Below are 19030 nucleotides of genomic sequence, written 5' to 3' on the forward strand. Positions count from 1 at the left end.
ATGCAAACCAGTTGCAGTTGAACAGGAAGACGATGAACTGGAAAAAAACCTGAATGCTATCTGGAAATTATTTCCTGACTGCCATCGGCCAAGGTGCGAACGGACACTGGCAGGATGCTCGGCAAGGCTTTGAGCAAGGCGTCGGTATCGTCGGATTTGAACACGCTGGTCAGGCGCAGGCTGGCCACGTTCGGCTGGGATACGGTCAGCGGTTTGTCGCGATAGCGCGATACTTCCGCCGCTACTTCGCCGAGGCTGGCGTTGTTGAACACCAGTTTGCCGTTACGCCAGGCGGTCAGTTCCGCCGGGTTGACCGCGTAGGCCGGCAGGACCTTGCCCTGGGCATCGACCGCCGTGCCGAGGCCTGCGGTGAGGTTGATGAATTGGTTGTCCGGGGCAGCACTTCCCTGCACCTTCACCGTGCCCTGCTCCACCGCCACGCGGGTCTGCGTGGCATCTCGGCGCACATCGAAACGCGTACCGGTGACCGTGACCCTGCCGCTGCCGGCTTCGACAATAAACGGACGCGAGGCGTCGTGTTCAACACTGAACATCGCCTCGCCCGCGCTCAATTCGATCAGCCGTCGATCCTTCTCATAACGCACCTGCAAGCGGCTGCGACTGTTCAGATCGATCAGCGAACCGTCCGGCAACGCCACATGCTTGCGCTCACCCGGCGCCGTGGCGAATTCAGCGCGGTAAGCGCCCGGATGATTCAAACCACTGAACAGGCCAAGCCCCAGCGCCACGGCCAGAACACTCGCGGCCACGGCATAACGCAGCAACGGCCGGCGTTCGCGGCGGGGAGTTTGCGCAAGCGCCTGAAGACGCGACGTCGGCAGCAGATCAGCCGCCGCCCACAAACCCTGCAGCAACTGGAATTCTTCGCGGTGTTGCGAATGCTCGTTCAGCCAAGCCTCGAAGCGCTGCCGTTGCTCGACGCTGACATTCGGCTCCTGCAATCGCACGAACCATGCCGCCGCCTCGTCACGCACCGCCGCTTGCCCACAGGCGCAATCACCCGTTTCCATCATGGAATGTCCTGTCCGGCTGAAAATGAAAAGATCCAAGCGCTCATGATTGCAAGCCATCCAGTCGCTCACGCAGATGCCGCAGGGTGCGGATCATATACTTTTCGACCATGTTCTTGGACAGCCCCAGGCGTTCGGCGATTTCTGCCTGCGTCAGGCCTTCGATCTTCTGCCAAACAAAGATCTTGCGGCAGTTGAGCGGCAGCTCGGTGAGCGCGCGTTCGATGGAATCGGCCAACTGGATCGCGTGCATGTAATGCTCCGGATCGCCCGCCGACGACGCAGTGTCCTCGACCGCCTCCGACTCCATGACGCCCCGCCGGTCCTCCCGCCGATAACCATCGACCGCGATATTGCGCGCGGTCTGATGCAGATACGCACGCGGCTGCTGCACCGCCGCCGAATCTGCCTCGAGCACCCGCAAAAAGGTGTCGTGCGCCAGATCCTCGGCCTGCGCGCGATTGCGCAGGCGCCGAGTCCAGGTGCCGATCAACTCTTCGTAATGCTCGAAAAAGCCGGATCTGCGGGAGCGCATGGGGGATGGGCGGCGTGGTGAGAAAGGGGCGTGAATAGTAATGCTTCGTATTAATACAAAGCAATGCACGCTGTGATGGTGTTCTTGATGCGCAAGGTGCGCTCACACGAGGCCGAGTTCAGATGGACACTGAAGATCTCCCTGTGGGAGCGAGCCTGCTCGCGAATGCGGTATGTCCGCAACGATGATGGTGACTGACACGTCGCCTTCGCGAGCAGGCTCGCTCCCACAAGGGAAAAGCGTGAATGCCTCAGGCCTGCGGCAGTTTGCGGAAGCCCACCGCCAGGCGATTCCAGCCGTTGATGGTGTTGATCGCCACGGTCAGGTCAACCAGTTCCTTCGGCGAAAACTGTGCAGCGACGACTTCATAGTCTTCGTCCGGCGCGTGGGTCAGGCTCAGTTGTGTCAGCGACTCGGTCCACAGCAGCGCGGCACGCTCACGCTCGCTGAAGAACGGCGCTTCCCGCCATGCCGTCACGGCGAACAGGCGGCGTGGGGTTTCGCCGTCCTTGATCGCGTCGGCGGTGTGCATGTCGATGCAGAATGCGCAGCCGTTGATCTGTGAAGAGCGCAGCTTGACCAGTTCGAGCAGGCTCTTTTCCAGCGACAGTTTCGAGACGGCATTTTCCAGCGCCATCATCGCTTTCATGGCATCGGGGGAAGCGGTGTAGAAATCGGCACGAGGTTGCATGGTGGGCTCCGGGGTAGCGATTGAATGTGTGGCTACGTTAGTCCCCGGGGGTGCTTCGGCAAATAGCCAATATTGCAGAAGAACGGTAGGCCACTTGGCGCGGCGACTGACCGCTCGTCACTCGACGGGCACCAAGGTTTCAGTGCGCAAGACCAATATCAGGTAATCCCCTTTATCAGGAGACGTACCATGATGACGCGCAAATTCACTTCGTTATTGTTGGCCGGCCTGCTCGCCACGGCGTCCGCCGCCAGCTTCGCTGCCAATGACAGCACCGATGCGACGGGCACCAAGTCCGGCGGCGCCAGCAGCTCGACCATGCCGCCAGACAACACCCCGGGCTCGCCATCGGGTGGCAGCGGTTCTGGCGGAACCAATAACGGAACTGGCACAGGAACAGGGACAGGAACTGGCTCGGGCATGGGCACTGGAACGGGCACCAATGGCGGCGCCAGTGGCTCAGGTTCCGGCGCGGGTGGTGGCACCGGTTCGGCCGGCGGCGGCACGGGTGGTGCGGGCGGTGGCACGGGCGGCTGAACGAACAAGAGCCATCCCAGATAGTCCTGCATACATCAGGACTCAATGTGGGAGCGAGCCTGCTCGCGAAAGCGGTCTGTCAGCCAACCTTGATGCAAGCTGACACACCGATTCGCGAGCAGGCTCGCTCCCACTTCTGATTTCTGTTGATTGAAAGAATCAGCGATCCGAACGCATCAGCTCGGCAAAACCCTCTTCAGCTGTAAACACCGCCGCGCGATTGCGTCCGGCGTTTTTCGCCTGATACAACGCCGCGTCCGCGCGCTGGATAAACACTTGCGGGCTGTCGTTGCCATGCGGAATAAACGCATAACAGCCCAGGCTCACGGTGAGATAACCGGTCGGCGACCCACTGTGGATGATGTGCTTGTCGATCACGCTACGGCGAATCTGCCCGGCTATCGCCAGCGCGCCGTTGATGTCCGTGTCTGGCAACAGCACGGCAAATTCTTCGCCGCCATAACGCACCGCCAGATCCGACTTGCGCTGGCAGCAGGCCTTCACCACTTGCGCCACCTGCGCCAGGCATTGATCGCCGGCGACATGGCCGTAAGCATCGTTGTAACGCTTGAAGAAATCGATATCGAGCATGATCAGGCTGACCGGGCTGACCTGGCGCGCACCACGAGCAAACTCGATGTCCAGCGAGCGCTCGAACAAGCGCCGATTGGCCAATCCGGTGAGGCTGTCGTGGGTGGCGATCTGCTCCAGCGCCCGTTGCGCCTTGCGCAGATTTTTCTCGATACGCTCGCCGTCGCGCACTTGATGAATGAACACCCAGCCGAACAGGCCAACCCCGAGAATCACCAGCGCGACAATCACGCTGGACTGAAATGCGCGGTCATACCAGCCCTGCAGAATCGTGTCTTGCGACGTCGCAGCAGAGACCACCAGCGGATACGAGGCGAGCTGTCGATAGCCATACAAGCGGGTCACGCCGTCGACCACGGAGTTGAGCATCGCGGTGCCAGCGTTAGCGTTCGGCAGCAAGGTTTGATAGATCTCGCCGTGGGCCACCGAGGTATTGATCAACGACTCATCAAAGGGCCGTCGCGCCAGCAAGGTGCCGTCGGTCAGCGCCAGAAACATGATGCCGCTGTCATCGAGGCTGAAGCTTTTGAAGAACTGATCGAAGTAGGACATGCGGATGCCCGCCATCAGCACGCCCTGAAAGTTGCCGAGCTGGTCGTTGACGCGTCTGGAAATCGGAATGATCCACTCGCCGTTTTCGCGGCTGCGAATCGCTGGGCCGATGTGCGCAACCGTCGAAGCATTCTGCTGATGGAACTTGAAATATTCGCGATCGGCCACACCGTTGCCACGAGGCAGATCGGCAAACGAGGTGATGATCCACTGCCCTTCGCGATCAAAGAGAAAGATGCCATGCAGCTGATCCAGTTGCTGCGCGCGGCGGGCAAAAATCCGCTGCAACCGGGGTCGCTGCGCCGCTCCATAACCATCGTCCTGAATCCAGTCGACCAGGCTGGTCATCACCAGATCCGCCGCCCGCACGGTGTCCTCGGCCTGCTGCGCCATGGCCCGGGTCAGGTTGCCCGAAGCCATTTTCGCCACCGCCAGATCCTGACGCCGCGACTGCTCCAGTTGCAGGTACAGCAGACCGCACAGGCACAGGCTCACCGCAACGATAAACAGCACCGCCGCTTTGCGTAGCGGCAACCGTTTGAGCGTGCCGGGGGCTTGATGCGGATCGTGAATGGGGATTGGCAAAAGCATGTCCTGGGCAGGTACGACAGGGGCGCGAGCCCGAAACCCTTGTATGTGTGAGCGTAGCCCACCGGGATGTACCGGGCAAACGCCCGCCTCCCGCCCAGTTATCGGCGCGTCGCGAGTTTGGATGATCGCTTTTCGTCGATTTATTTACGATTGCTTCTTTACGGTTAATCAGTTGTGCAGGGCCAGGCGTCGCATCGCGCTGGTCAGGTGTGCGCGGGCACTTTGCGCATCGCCTTCACGCATCTGTTCATAGGCGCGCTGCGCAATCGCATGAGGCACCGGTTTCAATTCGCGCTGAGTGGCCATCGCCAGCAGTTGCACCTGCGCGGCGCGTTCCAGGTAATACAGGTCGTCCCAGGCTTCGGCGATGGTCGGCGCAGCGACAATCACACCGTGGTTTTTCAGAAAGAGAATGTCGGCGTCGCCCATAACGCTGGCGATGCGATCGCCTTCGGACGCGTCAAGTGCGAGGCCGTTGTAATCCTCGTCCACCGCTGTGCGTCCGTAAAACTTCAGCGCAGTCTGCCCCAGCCACAGCAGCGGCGGGCCTTGCAACAGGCACAACGCAGTGGCGTGCGGCATGTGCGTATGGAACGCGACTTTTACCCGTGGCAGTTGTTTGTGCAGGCGCGCGTGGATGTAGAACGCGGTCGCTTCGGGCTCGCCATCGCCATCGACCACATTGCCGGCGAAGTCACAGACCAGCAGATTTTGCGCTGTCACTTCCGAAAAAGCGTAGCCGTATGGATTGACCAGAAACAGATCATCATGCCCCGGCAGCATCGCCGAAAAATGATTGCAGATGCCCTCCTCCAGCCCATGCAGCGCGGCCAGTTGAAAGCACGCGGCGAGTTCGTTGCGGGCGGTGATGATCGCCTCGGTGTCCAGGTTCAGCGTTGCGCTTGGTCTGGCTTTGCCAGTGCCGCTCAAGATATGAGCCATGGCAATTCTCCTTAGGTCCAGCCGAGGGATTTGAACAGCGGCAGCACTTGATCGAGGCTGGACAGGATCGCGTCGGGGCGATAGTCCGGCAACAACTGACGACCCGTGCCGCGATCGATCCACACGCAACGAAAAACCATGTCCCGCGCCGCCGTGTGATCGAGCATGGGGCTGGCGCAGATGTGCACCACTTCATCCCGGGTCACGCCCAATTGCTCATGAGCGTAGTCGAACAGGCGCGGCGCCGGTTTGTAGGCACCGGCCTGTTGCGCGGTGATCACCCGGTCGATATGGCCGCCGAGTTGCGCGACGTTGCCTGCAATGATCGCGTCGTCGGTGTTGGAGACGATGCACAGCTTGAATCCCATTGCTTTGAGCTGCGCGAGGGTGTCGACCACTTCGGCAAATGGCGGCATGTTCGGGATGGCCGCCGCCAGGCGTTGACTGTCCTCGGGCTGGCTCGGCAAGCCCAACTCTGCCAGCGCCAGTTGCAGGCCGAGGGTGCTCAGTTCCCGAAAGGAACGGTGCGGCGGTGTTTGTTCGAGACGATGCTCGTGACGGTCGTAGACTTCGATCAGCTTAGCGGCGTCGACTGCGTGCTCGCCCTTGCCGCTGAGCATTTTCTCGACCACGGCTTTCAGTCCTTCATCCCACTGAATCAGCGTGCCGTAGCAATCGAAGGTCAGCCAGTGCGGGCGTGGCGTGTTGTTCAAGGTCATCGGTCGATTCCTCCAGAGTGAGGACTTCAGCTTATGAGCGTGCGGTGATAGTGTGAAATTAAATAAATGCGTGATCGTCATTCGCAAATCAACTATCAGGAACGCCGCCATGCTGGATCTGGAATTGCTGAAAACCTTTGTCTGCGTAGTCGACGAAGGCAGCTTCACCCGCGCAGCCGAACGTGTGCACCGCACGCAATCGACGGTCAGCCAGCAGGTGCGCAAACTCGAAGATCTGGTCGGCCACCCGCTACTCCTGCGCGACCGCAGCGGAGTGAACGTCGCGGTCACCGAACACGGCGAACTGCTGATCCACTATGCGCGCCGGTTACTGGCGCTGTCCGCCGAAGCCACGCAAGCGCTGGCCAGTGACGTCGACCTGGAAGTGCTGCGCATCGGCATGCCGGAAGACTTCGACGCCCGGCGCATGGCACTGATCCTCGCCGGTTTCACCCGCAACCATCCGCAGGCGCGCCTGGAAACCATCAGTGGCATGAGCCTCGACCTGCGCCAACGCCTCGACGCCGGCGACATCGACATTGCCCTGATCAAACGCGAACCCGACAGCGGCCCGGCATGGGCCACCTGGCCGGAACGACTGGTATGGGTCAAAGGCACCGACTTCGACACCTCCAGCGGTGTGCTGCCGCTGGCACTGTTTCCGCAGGGCTGCCTGTACCGACAGCGGGCGATTCGCTTGCTCGATGTGGCGCAGCGACCGTGGCGAGTGGCGTTCGGCAGCCACAGCCTGACCGGGATCCAAGCGGCGGTGGCGTCTGGGTTAGGTGTTTCGGTGTTGCCGGTTTCGGCGCTATTGCCAGAGCATGAGGTGTGTACGGATCTGCCGGAGTTGGCGCCGACGGAACTGGCGCTGGTCAGCCGCGAGGGAGTGTTGAGCGGGTTGCAGCGGGGGCTGGTGGAGTTTTTGCGTGGGGAATTGGGGGTGGATGCGGGGGGATATGCCTGAATCCCCCGAGGATCTTTATTCGGGTTTGTTGATTTCGCGGAGCAGGTCGGCGGTGGGGATGTTCATGGTGTTTGAGTAGTAGCGTGGTTCGTATTCATATTCACATTTCCAAATCCTCAGGCCAAAAAAACAGGCGCTCACGGGAGCGCCTGTTTTCCCTGGCTCATTACGGATGGTTCACCGTACCGGCGGCACCCGAATATCCCCCGCCCGGCACTGCGTCTTCACCCCTTTGCCACACGCGCCGAACTGCAAATCCTTGTCCATGCACACCCGCACTTCCGACAGCTGCGGGCCGCTGCAAACCACCGCAATTCCGTCTTCGGGAATACCCGGATTGGCCTTGCGAAACAGATCGACAATCTCCTGCGCTTCGAAGTAGTACGACGTCGAGCCGAACGGCTGTAACGCCTGCGGAATCTTCACCGCGCCGAGGGCCTGATCGGACTTGTCCAGATAGCCCACCGCGCCAAGACCGCTGCAGGTACCGTGCTTGGACCATTCGTGATCGAGGAGTTTTTTCGTCGGGTACATCGTCAGGCCCTTGCTGGTTTCTGCCGCCGATAGCCTGGTCAGCGGCGGGCAGGATTCTGGCCAGCCGCCTTTGGCGTATTGCGGCCACAAACCGTGCAGGACAAAACCATAACCCTTGCCGGTGCACTGCGCGTCGTCCTTGTGCGACAGACAAAAAGTCGGCGACCAGGACAGCGCCAGCAGGTAGTAGTCGAACACCCCCGCCACCGATTCCGCCTGAGCTTTGTTCGACTCCGGCTGACGCGCCGAACTCATGCCGATGCTACCGGCCGTCAGCGCGATCAGCGCCAGAATTGTAAACAGCTTTTTCATTAACCCGTTCCTTGGGACGCCTGCGTCCGTGGTTTTCGTTGTTGGCCAGACCTGGCCAGTGCTGATTTCGACACGCTTGTATTGCAAGCGCATGACGCAAGGCAAGGCCCTGCGCCGTGCAAAGGTCTACGCTGAACAGGCAGACATCCAACAAGGGAACCGACATGAGTAAAGCAGACGAACTCGCCGCCAGACTCAAGCAGACACGGCATACCCAGGCTGATGCGGCGCTGGAAATCGATTGCTGGCCTGCTCAGGTATACGACTTGTACCACCGCATCGAAGCCTGGCTACAGCCAGTCACCGAAGTAGGACTGAAGATTCGGCGCAATCCTACGCACGTTTGCGAAAGTTCGCCGGACGGCGAAAGCCACGACTACGCCATCGACCAGTTGGTGATCGAAGCGAACAATCACAGTCTGATTTTCGATCCGATTGCGCGGTTCACCGAGGACGGTTGCGGACGTGTCGAGATCAAGGTGCCGGGGCGCGATCAGTCGTTGCTGCGCACGGTTGACGAGCATGGCGAAAGCCATTGGTGGTTGCAGACTATCGAGACCGGCCAGGAGCTGGATGCGATCGCGCTGACGGAAAACAATCTGCTGCAGGTGGTGCAGCAAGGGTTGAGCCTGTAAGCCGCCCGGGTTAACTGACAAAACTGTAATGTTTGCCTCAGCCAACTGAAAGCCGGGGCTGGCTAGTCTCTCTGTCATGAGCCAGACGGGGATTTCCAGCGCATGCCTTCCATTCTCACAAGACGCACTTTTGTCAAAGGCCTGGCCGCCGGTAGCTTGCTCGGTGGCCTCGGGCTCTGGCGGACACCGGTCTGGGCGCTGAACGGCGCCGCGCCCGTCAACGAACTGAGCGGTAACGAATTCGAGTTGTTCATCGGCGAAACTCCGGTCAATTTCACGGGTTCGGCACGCACAGCGATGACCATCAATGGCAGCCTGCCCGGCCCGCTGTTGCGCTGGCGCGAAGGCGATACCGTGACGCTGCGGGTGCGTAACCGGCTCACCGCCGACACCTCGATTCACTGGCACGGCATTCTGCTGCCGGCGAACATGGACGGCGTACCGGGTCTGAGTTTCCATGGCATCGAACCGGGGGGCGTGTACGTTTACCAGTTCAAGGTTCGGCAACACGGCACCTACTGGTATCACAGCCATTCCGGCTTACAGGAGCAGGCCGGCGTCTATGGGCCGCTGGTCATTGAGGCCAAAGAGCCGGAGCCGTTCCAGTACGATCGCGACTACGTGGTGATGCTCAGCGACTGGACCGACGAAGACCCGGCCAGCCTGATGAAGACCCTGAAAAAGCAGTCCGACTACTACAACTTTCACAAACGCACCGTTGGCGACTTTATCAACGACGTCAGTGAAAAAGGCTGGGGCGCCACGGTTGCCGATCGCACGATGTGGGCGCAAATGAACATGAACCCCACCGACATCGCCGACGTCAGTGGCGCCACGTATACCTTTTTGATCAACGGCCAGGCCCCCGATGACAACTTCACCTGGCTGTTCCGTCCCGGCGAAAAACTGCGCCTGCGCCTGATCAACGGCTCGGCCATGACCTATTTCGATGTGCGCATTCCGGGACTGAAGATGACGGTGGTGGCTGCCGATGGCCTGCACGTCAAACCGGTCAGCGTCGATGAACTGCGCATTGCCGTGGCCGAGACCTATGACGTGATCGTTGAACCTGCAACCGAGGCCTACACCCTCTTCGCTCAGGCGATGGATCGCAGCGGTTACGCCCGTGGCACTCTCGCCACACGCCCCGGCATGTCGGCAGCAGTGCCGGCGCTGGATCCGCGTCCGTTGGTGAGCATGGACGACATGGGCATGGGCGGCATGGATCACGGCAGCATGGACATGAGCGCCATGGATCACTCCAGCATGGGCCCGATGCAAGCCCATCCCGACAGTGAAAACAATAATCCGCTGGTGGACATGCAGGCCATGATCACCGCGCCAAAGCTCGACGACCCAGGCCTCGGCCTGCGCAACAACGGCCGCCGAGTGCTGACCTACGCCGACCTGCGCAGCACCTTCGAGGACCCGGACGGCCGCGATCCGGGCCGCACGATAGAACTGCACCTGACCGGCCACATGGAGAAATTCGCCTGGTCGTTCAACGGCATCAAATTCTCCGATGCCGAGCCTCTACGGCTGAAATACGGCGAGCGCATCCGCCTGGTGCTGGTAAACGACACCATGATGACCCACCCGATCCACCTTCACGGGATGTGGAGCGATCTGGAAGACGAAAACGGCAACTTTCAGGTGCGCAAACACACCATCGACATGCCGCCCGGCAGCCGCCGCAGTTATCGCGTCACCGCCGACGCCCTCGGCCGCTGGGCCTATCACTGTCATCTGCTTTATCACATGGAAACGGGCATGTTCCGCGAAGTGCGGGTGGAAGAATGAAGAGGTCCATCATGACTCGACTCAGCGTGTTTTCGCTGCTGCTCGCCGGCACCTCTGCCATGGCCGCCGACGATATGCAGGGCATGGACCACAGCCAGATGCCCGGGATGGATCATTCGGCGATGCAGAGCATGGACGACGGCATGATGCAGCCCGCCGCGCCGAGCGAAAGCCGCACGCCGATTGCGCCCGTGACCGACGCCGACCGTGCTGCGGTGTTCACCAGCCCCGGCGGTCATCAGGTGCATGACAGCGTCATAAACAGCTACTTTCTTGCCGACAAACTCGAATGGCAGAACGCCGATGACGGCAGCGCTTTGGCTTGGGATCTGTCCGGCTGGATCGGCGGGGATACCGATCGGCTGTGGCTGCGCTCTGAAGGCGAGCGCAACAACGGCAAGACTGAAGACGCGGAAATTCAAGCGCTATGGGGCCACGCGATTTCACCATGGTGGGACGTGGTCAGCGGCGTGCGTCAGGACTTCAAACCCGGCGCACCGCAAACCTGGGCCGCGTTCGGCGTGCAAGGCATGGCGCTGTACAACTTCGAGGCCGAAGCCACGGCTTTCCTCGGCGAGGGCGGCCAGAGTGCGGTACGCCTGGAGGGCGACTACGACATCCTGCTGACCAATCGACTGATCCTGCAGCCGACCGCAGAACTCAACATCTACGGCAAAAACGATCCGCAGCGAGGCATCGGCTCAGGGTTGTCCAATACCGAGGCGGGCCTGCGGTTGCGCTATGAAATCCGCCGCGAATTCGCGCCTTATATCGGCGTGACGTGGAATCGCACTTACGGCAACACCGCCGACTATGCCCGCGAAGAAGACGAGGATCGCAGTGAGGCGCGCCTCGTCCTCGGGGTCAGGCTGTGGTTCTGAATTCTTCTAAAAAAACAAATCGGAGACCTTGCATGCGCACATTGACCCTGCCCCTGATATTCGCCAGCGGATTGCTCCTGAGCGCCCTCGCCCAAGCCCATCCGAAATTGCTCTCGTCGACGCCGGCCGAAGGCGCGGAAGGCGCCGCGCCGGGCAGGATCGAGCTGCATTTTTCCGAGAACCTGGTCACGCAGTTCTCCGGGGCCAAACTGGTAATGACCGAAATGGGTGGCATGGCTCACTCGCCGATGCCGATGAAAGCCAAGGTCAGCGCCAGCAGCGATCCGAAAACCATGCTGATCACCCCGCTCGCCCCGCTGCCTGCCGGCACCTATCAGGTGCAGTGGCGCGCGGTGTCCGCCGACACGCACCCGATCACCGGTAACGTCACGTTCAAAGTGAAGTGAACAATGGCGGACCTGCTCAACATCATCCTGCGGTTCGCCTTGTATGTGGATTTGCTGCTGTTGTTCGGGCTGGCGTTGTTTGGCTTGTACAGCTTCAACGCGCTGCTGCGGTTCCGTCCGTTGTTGCGGGGCATGGCAGTGACAGGGGCATTGCTGTCAGTGGCCGGGCTGGTGCTGATGACCCGCGCCATGAGTGGCGAAACCCAGCTCGCGGCGTTATGGCCGCACCTGCAGATGATGCTGCTGGAAACGGACGTTGGCCTGGCGTGGGCGCTGCGGATGACAGCGCTGGCCATCGTGGTGATCCGGCCGAGTCTGTGGCCAGCGTCGTTGGCAGGCGCCATTGCCCTCGCTTCGCTGGCATGGAGCGGGCATGGCGCGATGGACGAAGGATGGCTGCGGTTCTGGCACTTTCTCAGCGACATCTTGCACTTGCTTGCGGCGGGAGCCTGGTTGGGTGCCTTGCTGGCGCTGGTGTTGATGGCGAGCGGGCGGATCGGTGATACACGCCTTCGCTTGATCGCCGATGCAGTGAAACGCTTCGAATGGGTGGGCGCGGTGATCGTGCTGACGGTGTCGGTCACCGGCGTGATGAATTATCTTTTCATCGTCGGCCCAAGGCTCGACGGAGTGCTGTTCGGTACCTACGGGCAGCTGCTGGCGATCAAGGTGCTGGCGTTTGCCGTGATGCTGGTGCTCGCTGCGTTGAACCGCTTTCATCTTGGACCGTCACTGCAACAATCGCTGCGCGACGGCCAGCACCTCATCGCCGCGAACGCGCTGCGGCGCAGTGTCGTAATGGAGTTGGCCCTTGCCCTGCTGATCGTGGCGCTGGTGGCGTGGCTGGGCACATTGAGTCCGGACCCGGGATGACACCCGTGGAAGGCTTTCACTACACTGGGCCACCTTCCCTTTCAGAAGCCCGATCTCAATGACAACACTAAAAAGCACGATGATCCTCGGCGGCCTGCTGACCCTGGCGACTGGCGCTCACGCCGACCCCGCCACGTCCCACCTCGACAGCATTCAGCAACAAGGTCAGTTGCGCGTCTGCACCACCGGCGACTACAAGCCCTACACCTTCAAACCCAGCGATGGCGACTTCGAAGGCATCGACATCAGCATGGCCCGCTCCCTGGCCGACAGCCTCGGCGTCAAAGTGCAATGGGTGCAGACCACTTGGAAAACCCTGATGCCCGACATGCAGGCCGGCAAATGCGACATCGGCATGGGCGGCATCTCGGTCACGCTCGAACGGCAAAAAAAGGCCTACTTCAGCAACACCCTCGACACCGACGGCAAGATCCCGCTGGTGCGCTGCGCCGACCAGTCCAAATACCAGACCATCGACCAGATCAACCAGCCTGACGTACGCCTGGTCGAACCGGCCGGCGGCACCAACGAAGCCTTCGTCCACGCCTTCCTGCCCAAAGCGCAACTAGCCCTGCACGACAACGTGACGATCTTCCAGCAACTGCTCGACAACAAAGCCGACGTGATGATCACCGACGCCTCGGAAGCGCTGTATCAGCAGAAACTCAAACCGGGGTTGTGCGCTGTGAATCCGCATCAATACATGCAATACGGCGAGAAGGCTTACCTGCTGCCACGCGACGACATCAGCTGGAAACTGTATGTCGATCAGTGGCTGCATTTGAGCAAGGTCACTGGCAAGTATCAGCAGACGTTGGGTGAGTGGATTGCGGTGCCGCAGTAAGCCACTGCCCCCCGCCGGCCACCGCGCGCGTTGAGGGAACGGTTCGCTCAATGCTTGCGGTGTCGGGAATCTGAGCATGCTCAAACTGAATGCATTCCTGGCCGGCCTGCTGTTCGGCGTCGGTTGGGGGATAGCCGGCATCTGCCCCGGCCCGGCACTGACCATCCTGTTGACGGGCCACTGGCAGGCAATGGTTTTTGTATTGGCGATGCTCGCAGGCATGGGGCTATTTACGCTGCTGGAAACCCGACGCAACCCGTGACCGAAGAGCAACCGGCTTTCAGGCGCGTGGCACCGACGGCAGCCAGTGTCGGTGGGGGTCAATGTTTTGCATAAGAGCGCGGATTGGATGATCTCCCCAGCCACGCACTCGTCGAGATCTGCGCCAATGATTTGAAGGCGGGCCTGGCGAACCAGTAGCCCTGCATCAGATAAATGCCACAATCGGCGAGAAAGTCTCTTTCCTCGGCACTTTCTATGCCCTCAGCGATCACTTCCACGCCCAGCTCTCTGCACATGATCACCACGTTGCGCACGATGGTCTGGCGTACGCGGTCACGGTGAATATTGCGGATCAGCGCCATATCCAGCTTGATCAGGTCCGGTTGAAAATCCGCCAACAAGTTAAGGCCGGAATAGCCTGCGCCAAAGTCGTCGATGGCCGTCTTGAAACCAAACTCACGATACTCACGCAAGATATTCATCAAGTGTTTGTTGCTTTCAACGTGCTCGCCTTCCACGGCTTCGAAGATCAGCCGCTCCAGCGGAAAGCCGTATGTGCGCGCCGCTTCCAATGTGCTGCGAATACACATCTCCGGCCGGTAAACGGCATTCGGCAGAAAGTTGATCGACAGGTACTGCGTCATGCCTAAGTCAGCCGCGGTGGAAATTGCCCGCACTCGACACAGTTGATCGAATCGGTAACGGTTCTGATCGTCCACCTGCTCGAGGACAGACAAGGCGCCTTCGCCGTTCACGCCGCGAACCAACGCTTCATGGGCAAACGTCGTTTGATCGCGCAGGTCCACAATGGGCTGGAAAGCGAAGGCGAAATCCATCTCTGGCACACCTTTGTTTCTACAGCCCTGGCAGCCACCGGGAGACGCGAATGATTTTGGAAAGTCGGTCATGACACCCCTGATAACGGGTTGTAACCTTCCATGGTGATAAATGATCAGTTGCAGGATTGCGTCATCTGCAAACCAGGCAACAACTGCAGCCCTGCGGCGCCTGAATATGCAAAGGCGCCGCGTGCTCGACGTTAAATGGTCAGGTGCGGAAATGCGCGGTCATTCGCTGCAGGTCCTGCCCCAGTGACGCCAACTCAATCGTCGCCGCCGCACTTTCTTCGCTGGCGACAGCCGACTGGTCAGCCACATCACGCACACTGACAATGCTGCGGTTGATTTCGTCGGCCACGGCACTTTGCTGCTCGGCGGCGGCCGAGATCTGCAGACTCATTTCCTGGATCGTACCGATGGACTGATTGATCTCGGTAATCGCCAATTCGGCCTTCTGCGCCAGTACCACCGTATCGAGGGTGCGTTCGCGGCTTGAGGTCATCAGCGTCGCGGCCGCTTGCGTGCCTTGTTGCAGAGTGACGATCAGCGCTTCGATTTCCTTGGTCGAGTCCTGCGTGCGCTGTGCCAGCGAGCGCACTTCGTCTGCCACCACAGCAAAACCACGACCCTGCTCACCCGCCCGCGCGGCCTCAATAGCGGCGTTCAACGCGAGCAGATTGGTCTGCTCGGCGACGGCTTTGATCACATCGATGACTTTGCCGATCTGCTCGCTGTCCTGAGTCAGCACGTTCATCGCACCGCCCAACTCCTCAATGGCCATGGCAAGTTCGCTGATCTGCACCGTCGCCTGCTTGACCACCGTGCTGCCGTGGCGCGCCTGCTGATCGGCGAGGGTCGCGGCAGCGGAGGCATCGGTGGTGTTACGCGCAACTTCCTGCACCGTCGAAGCCATTTCGTGCATCGCCGTGGCAACTTGATCCACTTCACTTTTTTGCTGACGTACACCTGCGCTGGTCTGCTCGCTCATGGCCGAGAGCTTTTCCGCAGAGGTGGAAATCTGCGTGACGCCATTGCCGATACCTTGCACCAGCGTGTTCAGGTTCTGCGCCATCTCCTGCATCGCATTTTGCAGATCGCCCAACTCATCTTTGCGCGCAGACCTGGCCTGGACCGTCAGGTCGCCTTTGGCAATCCGTCGCGCCAGATCAACCGTCAGCGCCAGCGGCGCAGTAATCTGGCGCGAGATGACCACCGAAGCCAACAGCCCGATCACCAGCGCCAGCGCAGTCAATACCGCCATCTGAATAAAAGCCGAATGCTGATCCTCATGTGCAAGGCGCTGCTGGGTGTCCATCAGGCCACTCATGATCTTGTCCATCGCCTTGCTTTCCTGGTCGACCTGCTCGCGCATGTTCTGCTTCTGCTCAAACAGCCCGGCCACTTCCACCAGTACTTCGCGATAACGCCGCATGCCGGCGTGGGCTTCTTCCAGTTGGCTCGACAGCGCCGTCGGCAGGCTGGTGCGCGCCTTGCTGATATCACTCAAGAAGCTATCGATGGTTTCCATCAGCAGTTTTTTGTTCACGTCGTTGGGCACCGCGATGTAACGACGCAACATCAGGCGAAACGTGGTCATGCCATTGCGCAAGTCGGCCACCGTACGCAGCTCCCGAACGCGTTCACCATCGGCAGACGCCAGTGCACTGGTCGTGGTGCCTTCAAGCATGCCGGCAAAAGTTTGCGCGTACTTGTCCGACAGCGCCGTCAGCGGTTTCAACGCATCCGTGGTCGACTGGTCGGCAGCGATCAGCCGTTTCACCTTCTGGTCGTAGGCAACAATCGTGGTTTGCAGCGCCTTCAGGGCTTGCTGGTTTTCAGCGCGGGTCAACGTATCCAGCGCCTTGCCCACAAGGCCCTGCAAGACATTCAACTGCGCGTTATAGGACTCGGCGAAGGCTGCGTCAGCGGCGGCTTCGTACTGTTTCTCGGACAGACGCATATTTTGCGTAGCGTCATTCAACGTGCCGATCAGGCGCGTCGTACTCAAGCGATCAACCAGCACGCTGTTGCTGTTATAGCCAATGAAGGCAACCGCCAAAACGGCCAGCAGAAGAATGCCGAAGCCGGTTCCCAGCTTGCGGGAAACTTTGATGTCACCGAGGAAATTCGATGCTACTGCCATATTCAGCCTCAAACGTCCTGACGCGAAACGCCAGGCACAAAAATTGATCTCCAGTAACCACAGTCACCGTCCAGACATTCGGGGGTCGTCATCCAAGGCGTAATACGGGACGCTCCAGCTGTCCCGGAGATGCAAATGCCGATGCTGTTGAAGCGTCGAAAAGAGACCCGACGCGAGCACCGGCAGACAAACCCTTCACCTCGCAAACAGAGCATTTGCACGCTGGATTTATCGTTTCAGCAAAGGTGTCTGGAGGGATGCTATTAATTTTGGGAAAACTTGTACAACTTTATATTTTTGTATAATCGTTGAACTTTTTGAGCGGCGTAATGACGCATTGCCATCATGATTTGTGGCACATCGCTATCGGCGTGAAAAGACGATGAAAATGTCAATGCAGAACCCCGCCCCTCTGCAGCAACGGCGTGCCGCATGCCACAGAGGGACACGGGTTTACGGCTTGATTTCAACCTTATCCAACGCCTGATTCACCGCCAACTCCGCCAACATCACCACCTGCGCAATGCCTAGCGCAGATTTGCGGCGCGAGTTATCCAGCGTCGCGGCAAAGTTGTTGAGCATTTCGGAGGCAGAACCCAGGGTTTCGCAGGCATTGGCCAACAGGGATTCCATGTCGTACTTGGGATTGGCGAGGTACATGCGTTCGGTCGCATCGGTGCTGGCCCTGATTAGGCTGGCGGGAAGGAGATAGTGATCAAGCGCGCGCTCGGCGGCTTCGTGGAGTTTTTTGGAATTGGCGGATTCGTAGGGGGATGCGGGGTCGGTTTCTGGCGGGTTGGGTGTTGGTTTGAACATGGTGTAACTCCTGACGGATTAACGAAAAGGAGCCATCACTCTCGCTACCAAACGAAGGGTGGAGGCCATACGCAGGTTGGTAGACCGGTCGTCAGGAACCCCGGCGCATCCGAAGACGCCCCGCGCATGACCACCATAAAACGAAGACGAGAAACGTCATCGCAAGACAGTAGTCTTGTGCTTCTGACGGAACGGGCTACCAAACCCGATCACTGTTTTCAGTGACCCGGAGACGATAAAACCCGCAGGCTAGACGCACAAGCCGGCGGATTCTGTCTTAGGTGTAGGGGGAGGCGCAAGACAAGGTAGGCTTCGGATAACTTTCACCAGTCAGATTTAAACAAGCGCCTGCGCAATCGTTTAAACGCATACTGAAGGACAGAAAACAGGCAGAAATACACTTCCTCCCATCAGGCCGAGCGCATCGGAGCCCAGTTCAAACCACAAACAGCGCCTCGCAAGCCTTTGCCTGTTCGCAGACCTGATAAACTCTTGCGCCTTCGCCTTCTTGATCCAGATTCCCCACATGTCCCTACAACCCGTCACACTCTCCCGCCGCTTCTCCGTCGCCCCGATGATGGATTGGACCGACTAACCAAAAAGGCCTTTAAAATAAAGGCTTTCAGCGAAGTCAGCTCCACCTCGTACCAGTGATGTACCATCCGGCTCTCTAAGACGATCTTAACAAGACCGTTAACTCCGTTAAGTGTGCCCCCAGCCCTTCACTAGGGCCATTTTGAAGTGTCGGAAAAAGATGGCACTATGCCCAAAAACCGAAGGGAAACGTGTGATGGGACATGAGATAGACAAGTCGATGATGGAAGTCATCGGGCTGCTTCAAAAAAAGAATCGGAAAAAGAAAGAGAAGGCGGACAACGCTAAATCCAACCAGGAAGCGTTCACCAAGAGGGCAAAACAATTCATCGCAGATACCCTTGAGATCTTCAGTCCCCTTAACCATTATGGTGTCTCCTGTACCAAAGAGCGGGTCGATGTCACTCGAGACTTCGGGGAAGGAGAGATCACACTGGAGCTGGAAAAGCTGATCGTCAAGGAAGGAGGTGAGACCGTAGTCACACTTACGCCACTCAGTTCCAAGGACTATGGAACTGACGGTATGCGCTTCCAAGCAGAATCTCCAAGAACTGGTACACATAGCATCCTGTATTGCCCTCCGCCGTTCGGACAACATATGGGTTGGCATATGCGGACAAACGAAGATGCTAAAGGTGCGGAGCCGGAGTACCTAAAACTCGATAGAGCTGGATGGATTAGCATTATCAGAGATCACCTACTGGCCGACCTCACTCCATAATTACCGATCAGCAATCAAGCGCTTCACCCTCAGGTGCGGCGCTGTTGTCTTTATGAAACCGCCGCATATCCAACACGCTTGATTCAGTCACACGCGGTGCACGCTGTAGATGTTCAAATGGATAGACCAATACCGATCACTACGCACAATCATTTTTTCGGTGATGGATCGGACTGACCTCTCTCCTAGTCCCCACAAATAAAGGCCCAAACACCTCCCCGCTAAAACGCGTACTAGTTGCGTTTTGTATTCC

Annotated in this window: 20 protein-coding genes and 1 pseudogene; 10 read left to right on the forward strand and 11 right to left on the reverse strand. The window is 59.3% G+C overall.

Translation table 11 applies throughout. The features are described from left to right. Positions 1-56: 56 nt before the first annotated feature. From ACYSTU_RS19980 to ACYSTU_RS19990, 3 genes are all read right to left on the reverse strand, one after another. Entirely contained in the window at positions 57-1034 is a 978-nt protein-coding gene (locus tag ACYSTU_RS19980) for a FecR family protein (protein ID WP_136493805.1), read from the reverse strand. Between the two features lie 40 nt (positions 1035-1074). Beyond that, positions 1075-1566, reverse strand: coding sequence for a sigma-70 family RNA polymerase sigma factor (locus ACYSTU_RS19985; RefSeq protein WP_136493806.1), 492 nt, complete (start codon positions 1564-1566; stop codon positions 1075-1077). A 250-nt stretch (positions 1567-1816) separates the two neighbouring features. Beyond that, positions 1817-2257, reverse strand: a complete 441-nt coding sequence (locus tag ACYSTU_RS19990; RefSeq protein ID WP_016775423.1) for a carboxymuconolactone decarboxylase family protein — start codon at positions 2255-2257, stop codon at positions 1817-1819. A 189-nt stretch (positions 2258-2446) separates the two neighbouring features. Between ACYSTU_RS19990 and ACYSTU_RS19995 the strand changes: the two genes are divergently transcribed. Beyond that, a complete protein-coding gene (locus ACYSTU_RS19995; protein WP_130888349.1) occupies positions 2447-2794 on the forward strand; it encodes a hypothetical protein in 348 nt (115 codons plus the stop codon). 159 nt (positions 2795-2953) lie between these two features. Here ACYSTU_RS19995 and ACYSTU_RS20000 read toward each other — a convergent pair whose 3' ends face one another. The 3 genes from ACYSTU_RS20000 to ACYSTU_RS20010 form a co-directional block, all read right to left on the reverse strand. Then, complete coding sequence (locus ACYSTU_RS20000) at positions 2954-4522, reverse strand: sensor domain-containing diguanylate cyclase (RefSeq protein ID WP_122880654.1); 1569 nt, start codon at positions 4520-4522, stop codon at positions 2954-2956. Positions 4523-4696: 174 nt separating this feature from the next. Continuing rightward, a complete protein-coding gene (locus tag ACYSTU_RS20005; protein WP_499001148.1) occupies positions 4697-5470 on the reverse strand; it encodes an aldolase in 774 nt (257 codons plus the stop codon). An 11-nt stretch (positions 5471-5481) separates the two neighbouring features. Further along, positions 5482-6189, reverse strand: a complete 708-nt coding sequence (locus ACYSTU_RS20010; RefSeq protein ID WP_499001151.1) for a haloacid dehalogenase type II — start codon at positions 6187-6189, stop codon at positions 5482-5484. A 109-nt stretch (positions 6190-6298) separates the two neighbouring features. Here ACYSTU_RS20010 and ACYSTU_RS20015 point away from each other — a divergent pair, with 109 nt between their 5' ends. Next, positions 6299-7156, forward strand: a complete 858-nt coding sequence (locus ACYSTU_RS20015; RefSeq protein WP_264365528.1) for a LysR substrate-binding domain-containing protein — start codon at positions 6299-6301, stop codon at positions 7154-7156. Positions 7157-7333: 177 nt separating this feature from the next. Here the strand turns inward: ACYSTU_RS20015 and ACYSTU_RS20020 are convergent, their stop codons facing one another. Continuing rightward, on the reverse strand, positions 7334-8002 hold the full coding sequence (locus tag ACYSTU_RS20020; protein ID WP_499001154.1) for a ribonuclease T2 family protein: 669 nt from the start codon (positions 8000-8002) through the stop codon (positions 7334-7336). A gap of 164 nt (positions 8003-8166) precedes the next feature. On the opposite strand from ACYSTU_RS20020, the gene ACYSTU_RS20025 reads away from it, so the two are divergent. From ACYSTU_RS20025 to ACYSTU_RS20055, 7 genes are all read left to right on the forward strand, one after another. After that, on the forward strand, positions 8167-8637 hold the full coding sequence (locus ACYSTU_RS20025; protein ID WP_071173016.1) for a hypothetical protein: 471 nt from the start codon (positions 8167-8169) through the stop codon (positions 8635-8637). A 102-nt stretch (positions 8638-8739) separates the two neighbouring features. Beyond that, a complete protein-coding gene (locus ACYSTU_RS20030; RefSeq protein ID WP_499001156.1) occupies positions 8740-10437 on the forward strand; it encodes a copper resistance system multicopper oxidase in 1698 nt (565 codons plus the stop codon). Between the two features lie 11 nt (positions 10438-10448). Next, the gene (locus ACYSTU_RS20035; protein ID WP_499001158.1) at positions 10449-11318 is read left to right on the forward strand and encodes a copper resistance protein B; all 870 of its coding nucleotides are present in this window, start codon (positions 10449-10451) and stop codon (positions 11316-11318) included. A gap of 32 nt (positions 11319-11350) precedes the next feature. Continuing rightward, positions 11351-11725: a copper homeostasis periplasmic binding protein CopC gene (gene copC / locus ACYSTU_RS20040; protein WP_122612652.1), complete on the forward strand. Its 375-nt coding sequence runs from the start codon at positions 11351-11353 to the stop codon at positions 11723-11725. Positions 11726-11728: 3 nt separating this feature from the next. After that, a complete protein-coding gene (gene copD / locus ACYSTU_RS20045) occupies positions 11729-12598 on the forward strand; it encodes a copper homeostasis membrane protein CopD (protein WP_136493810.1) in 870 nt (289 codons plus the stop codon). Positions 12599-12656: 58 nt separating this feature from the next. Continuing rightward, positions 12657-13442 (forward strand): transporter substrate-binding domain-containing protein, encoded by a 786-nt coding sequence (locus ACYSTU_RS20050; protein ID WP_499001162.1) that lies wholly within the window; start codon positions 12657-12659, stop codon positions 13440-13442. 76 nt (positions 13443-13518) lie between these two features. Then, positions 13519-13704, forward strand: a complete 186-nt coding sequence (locus ACYSTU_RS20055) for a DUF6691 family protein (protein WP_372339876.1) — start codon at positions 13519-13521, stop codon at positions 13702-13704. Positions 13705-13762: 58 nt separating this feature from the next. On the opposite strand, the gene rimA is transcribed toward ACYSTU_RS20055, so the two are convergent. The 4 genes and pseudogenes from rimA to ACYSTU_RS20075 all read right to left on the reverse strand — a co-directional run bounded on the left by rimA (position 13763) and on the right by ACYSTU_RS20075 (position 17462). Then, a complete protein-coding gene (rimA, locus tag ACYSTU_RS20060; protein ID WP_499001164.1) occupies positions 13763-14572 on the reverse strand; it encodes a S6 modification regulatory phosphodiesterase RimA in 810 nt (269 codons plus the stop codon). A 139-nt stretch (positions 14573-14711) separates the two neighbouring features. Continuing rightward, positions 14712-15584, reverse strand: a complete 873-nt coding sequence (locus tag ACYSTU_RS20065; RefSeq protein WP_370695147.1) for a methyl-accepting chemotaxis protein — start codon at positions 15582-15584, stop codon at positions 14712-14714. After that, a pseudogene (locus ACYSTU_RS20070) lies at positions 15570-16646 on the reverse strand (methyl-accepting chemotaxis protein); the annotation flags it as partial. The gene ACYSTU_RS20065 and the pseudogene ACYSTU_RS20070, both read right to left, overlap by 15 nt. A gap of 453 nt (positions 16647-17099) precedes the next feature. Then, positions 17100-17462, reverse strand: coding sequence for a DUF6124 family protein (locus tag ACYSTU_RS20075; RefSeq protein WP_217878567.1), 363 nt, complete (start codon positions 17460-17462; stop codon positions 17100-17102). 814 nt (positions 17463-18276) lie between these two features. On the opposite strand from ACYSTU_RS20075, the gene ACYSTU_RS20080 reads away from it, so the two are divergent. Continuing rightward, entirely contained in the window at positions 18277-18777 is a 501-nt protein-coding gene (locus ACYSTU_RS20080) for a hypothetical protein (protein ID WP_499001167.1), read from the forward strand. Positions 18778-19030: the final 253 nt, after the last annotated feature.

This window comes from Pseudomonas glycinis, assembly GCF_054871425.1.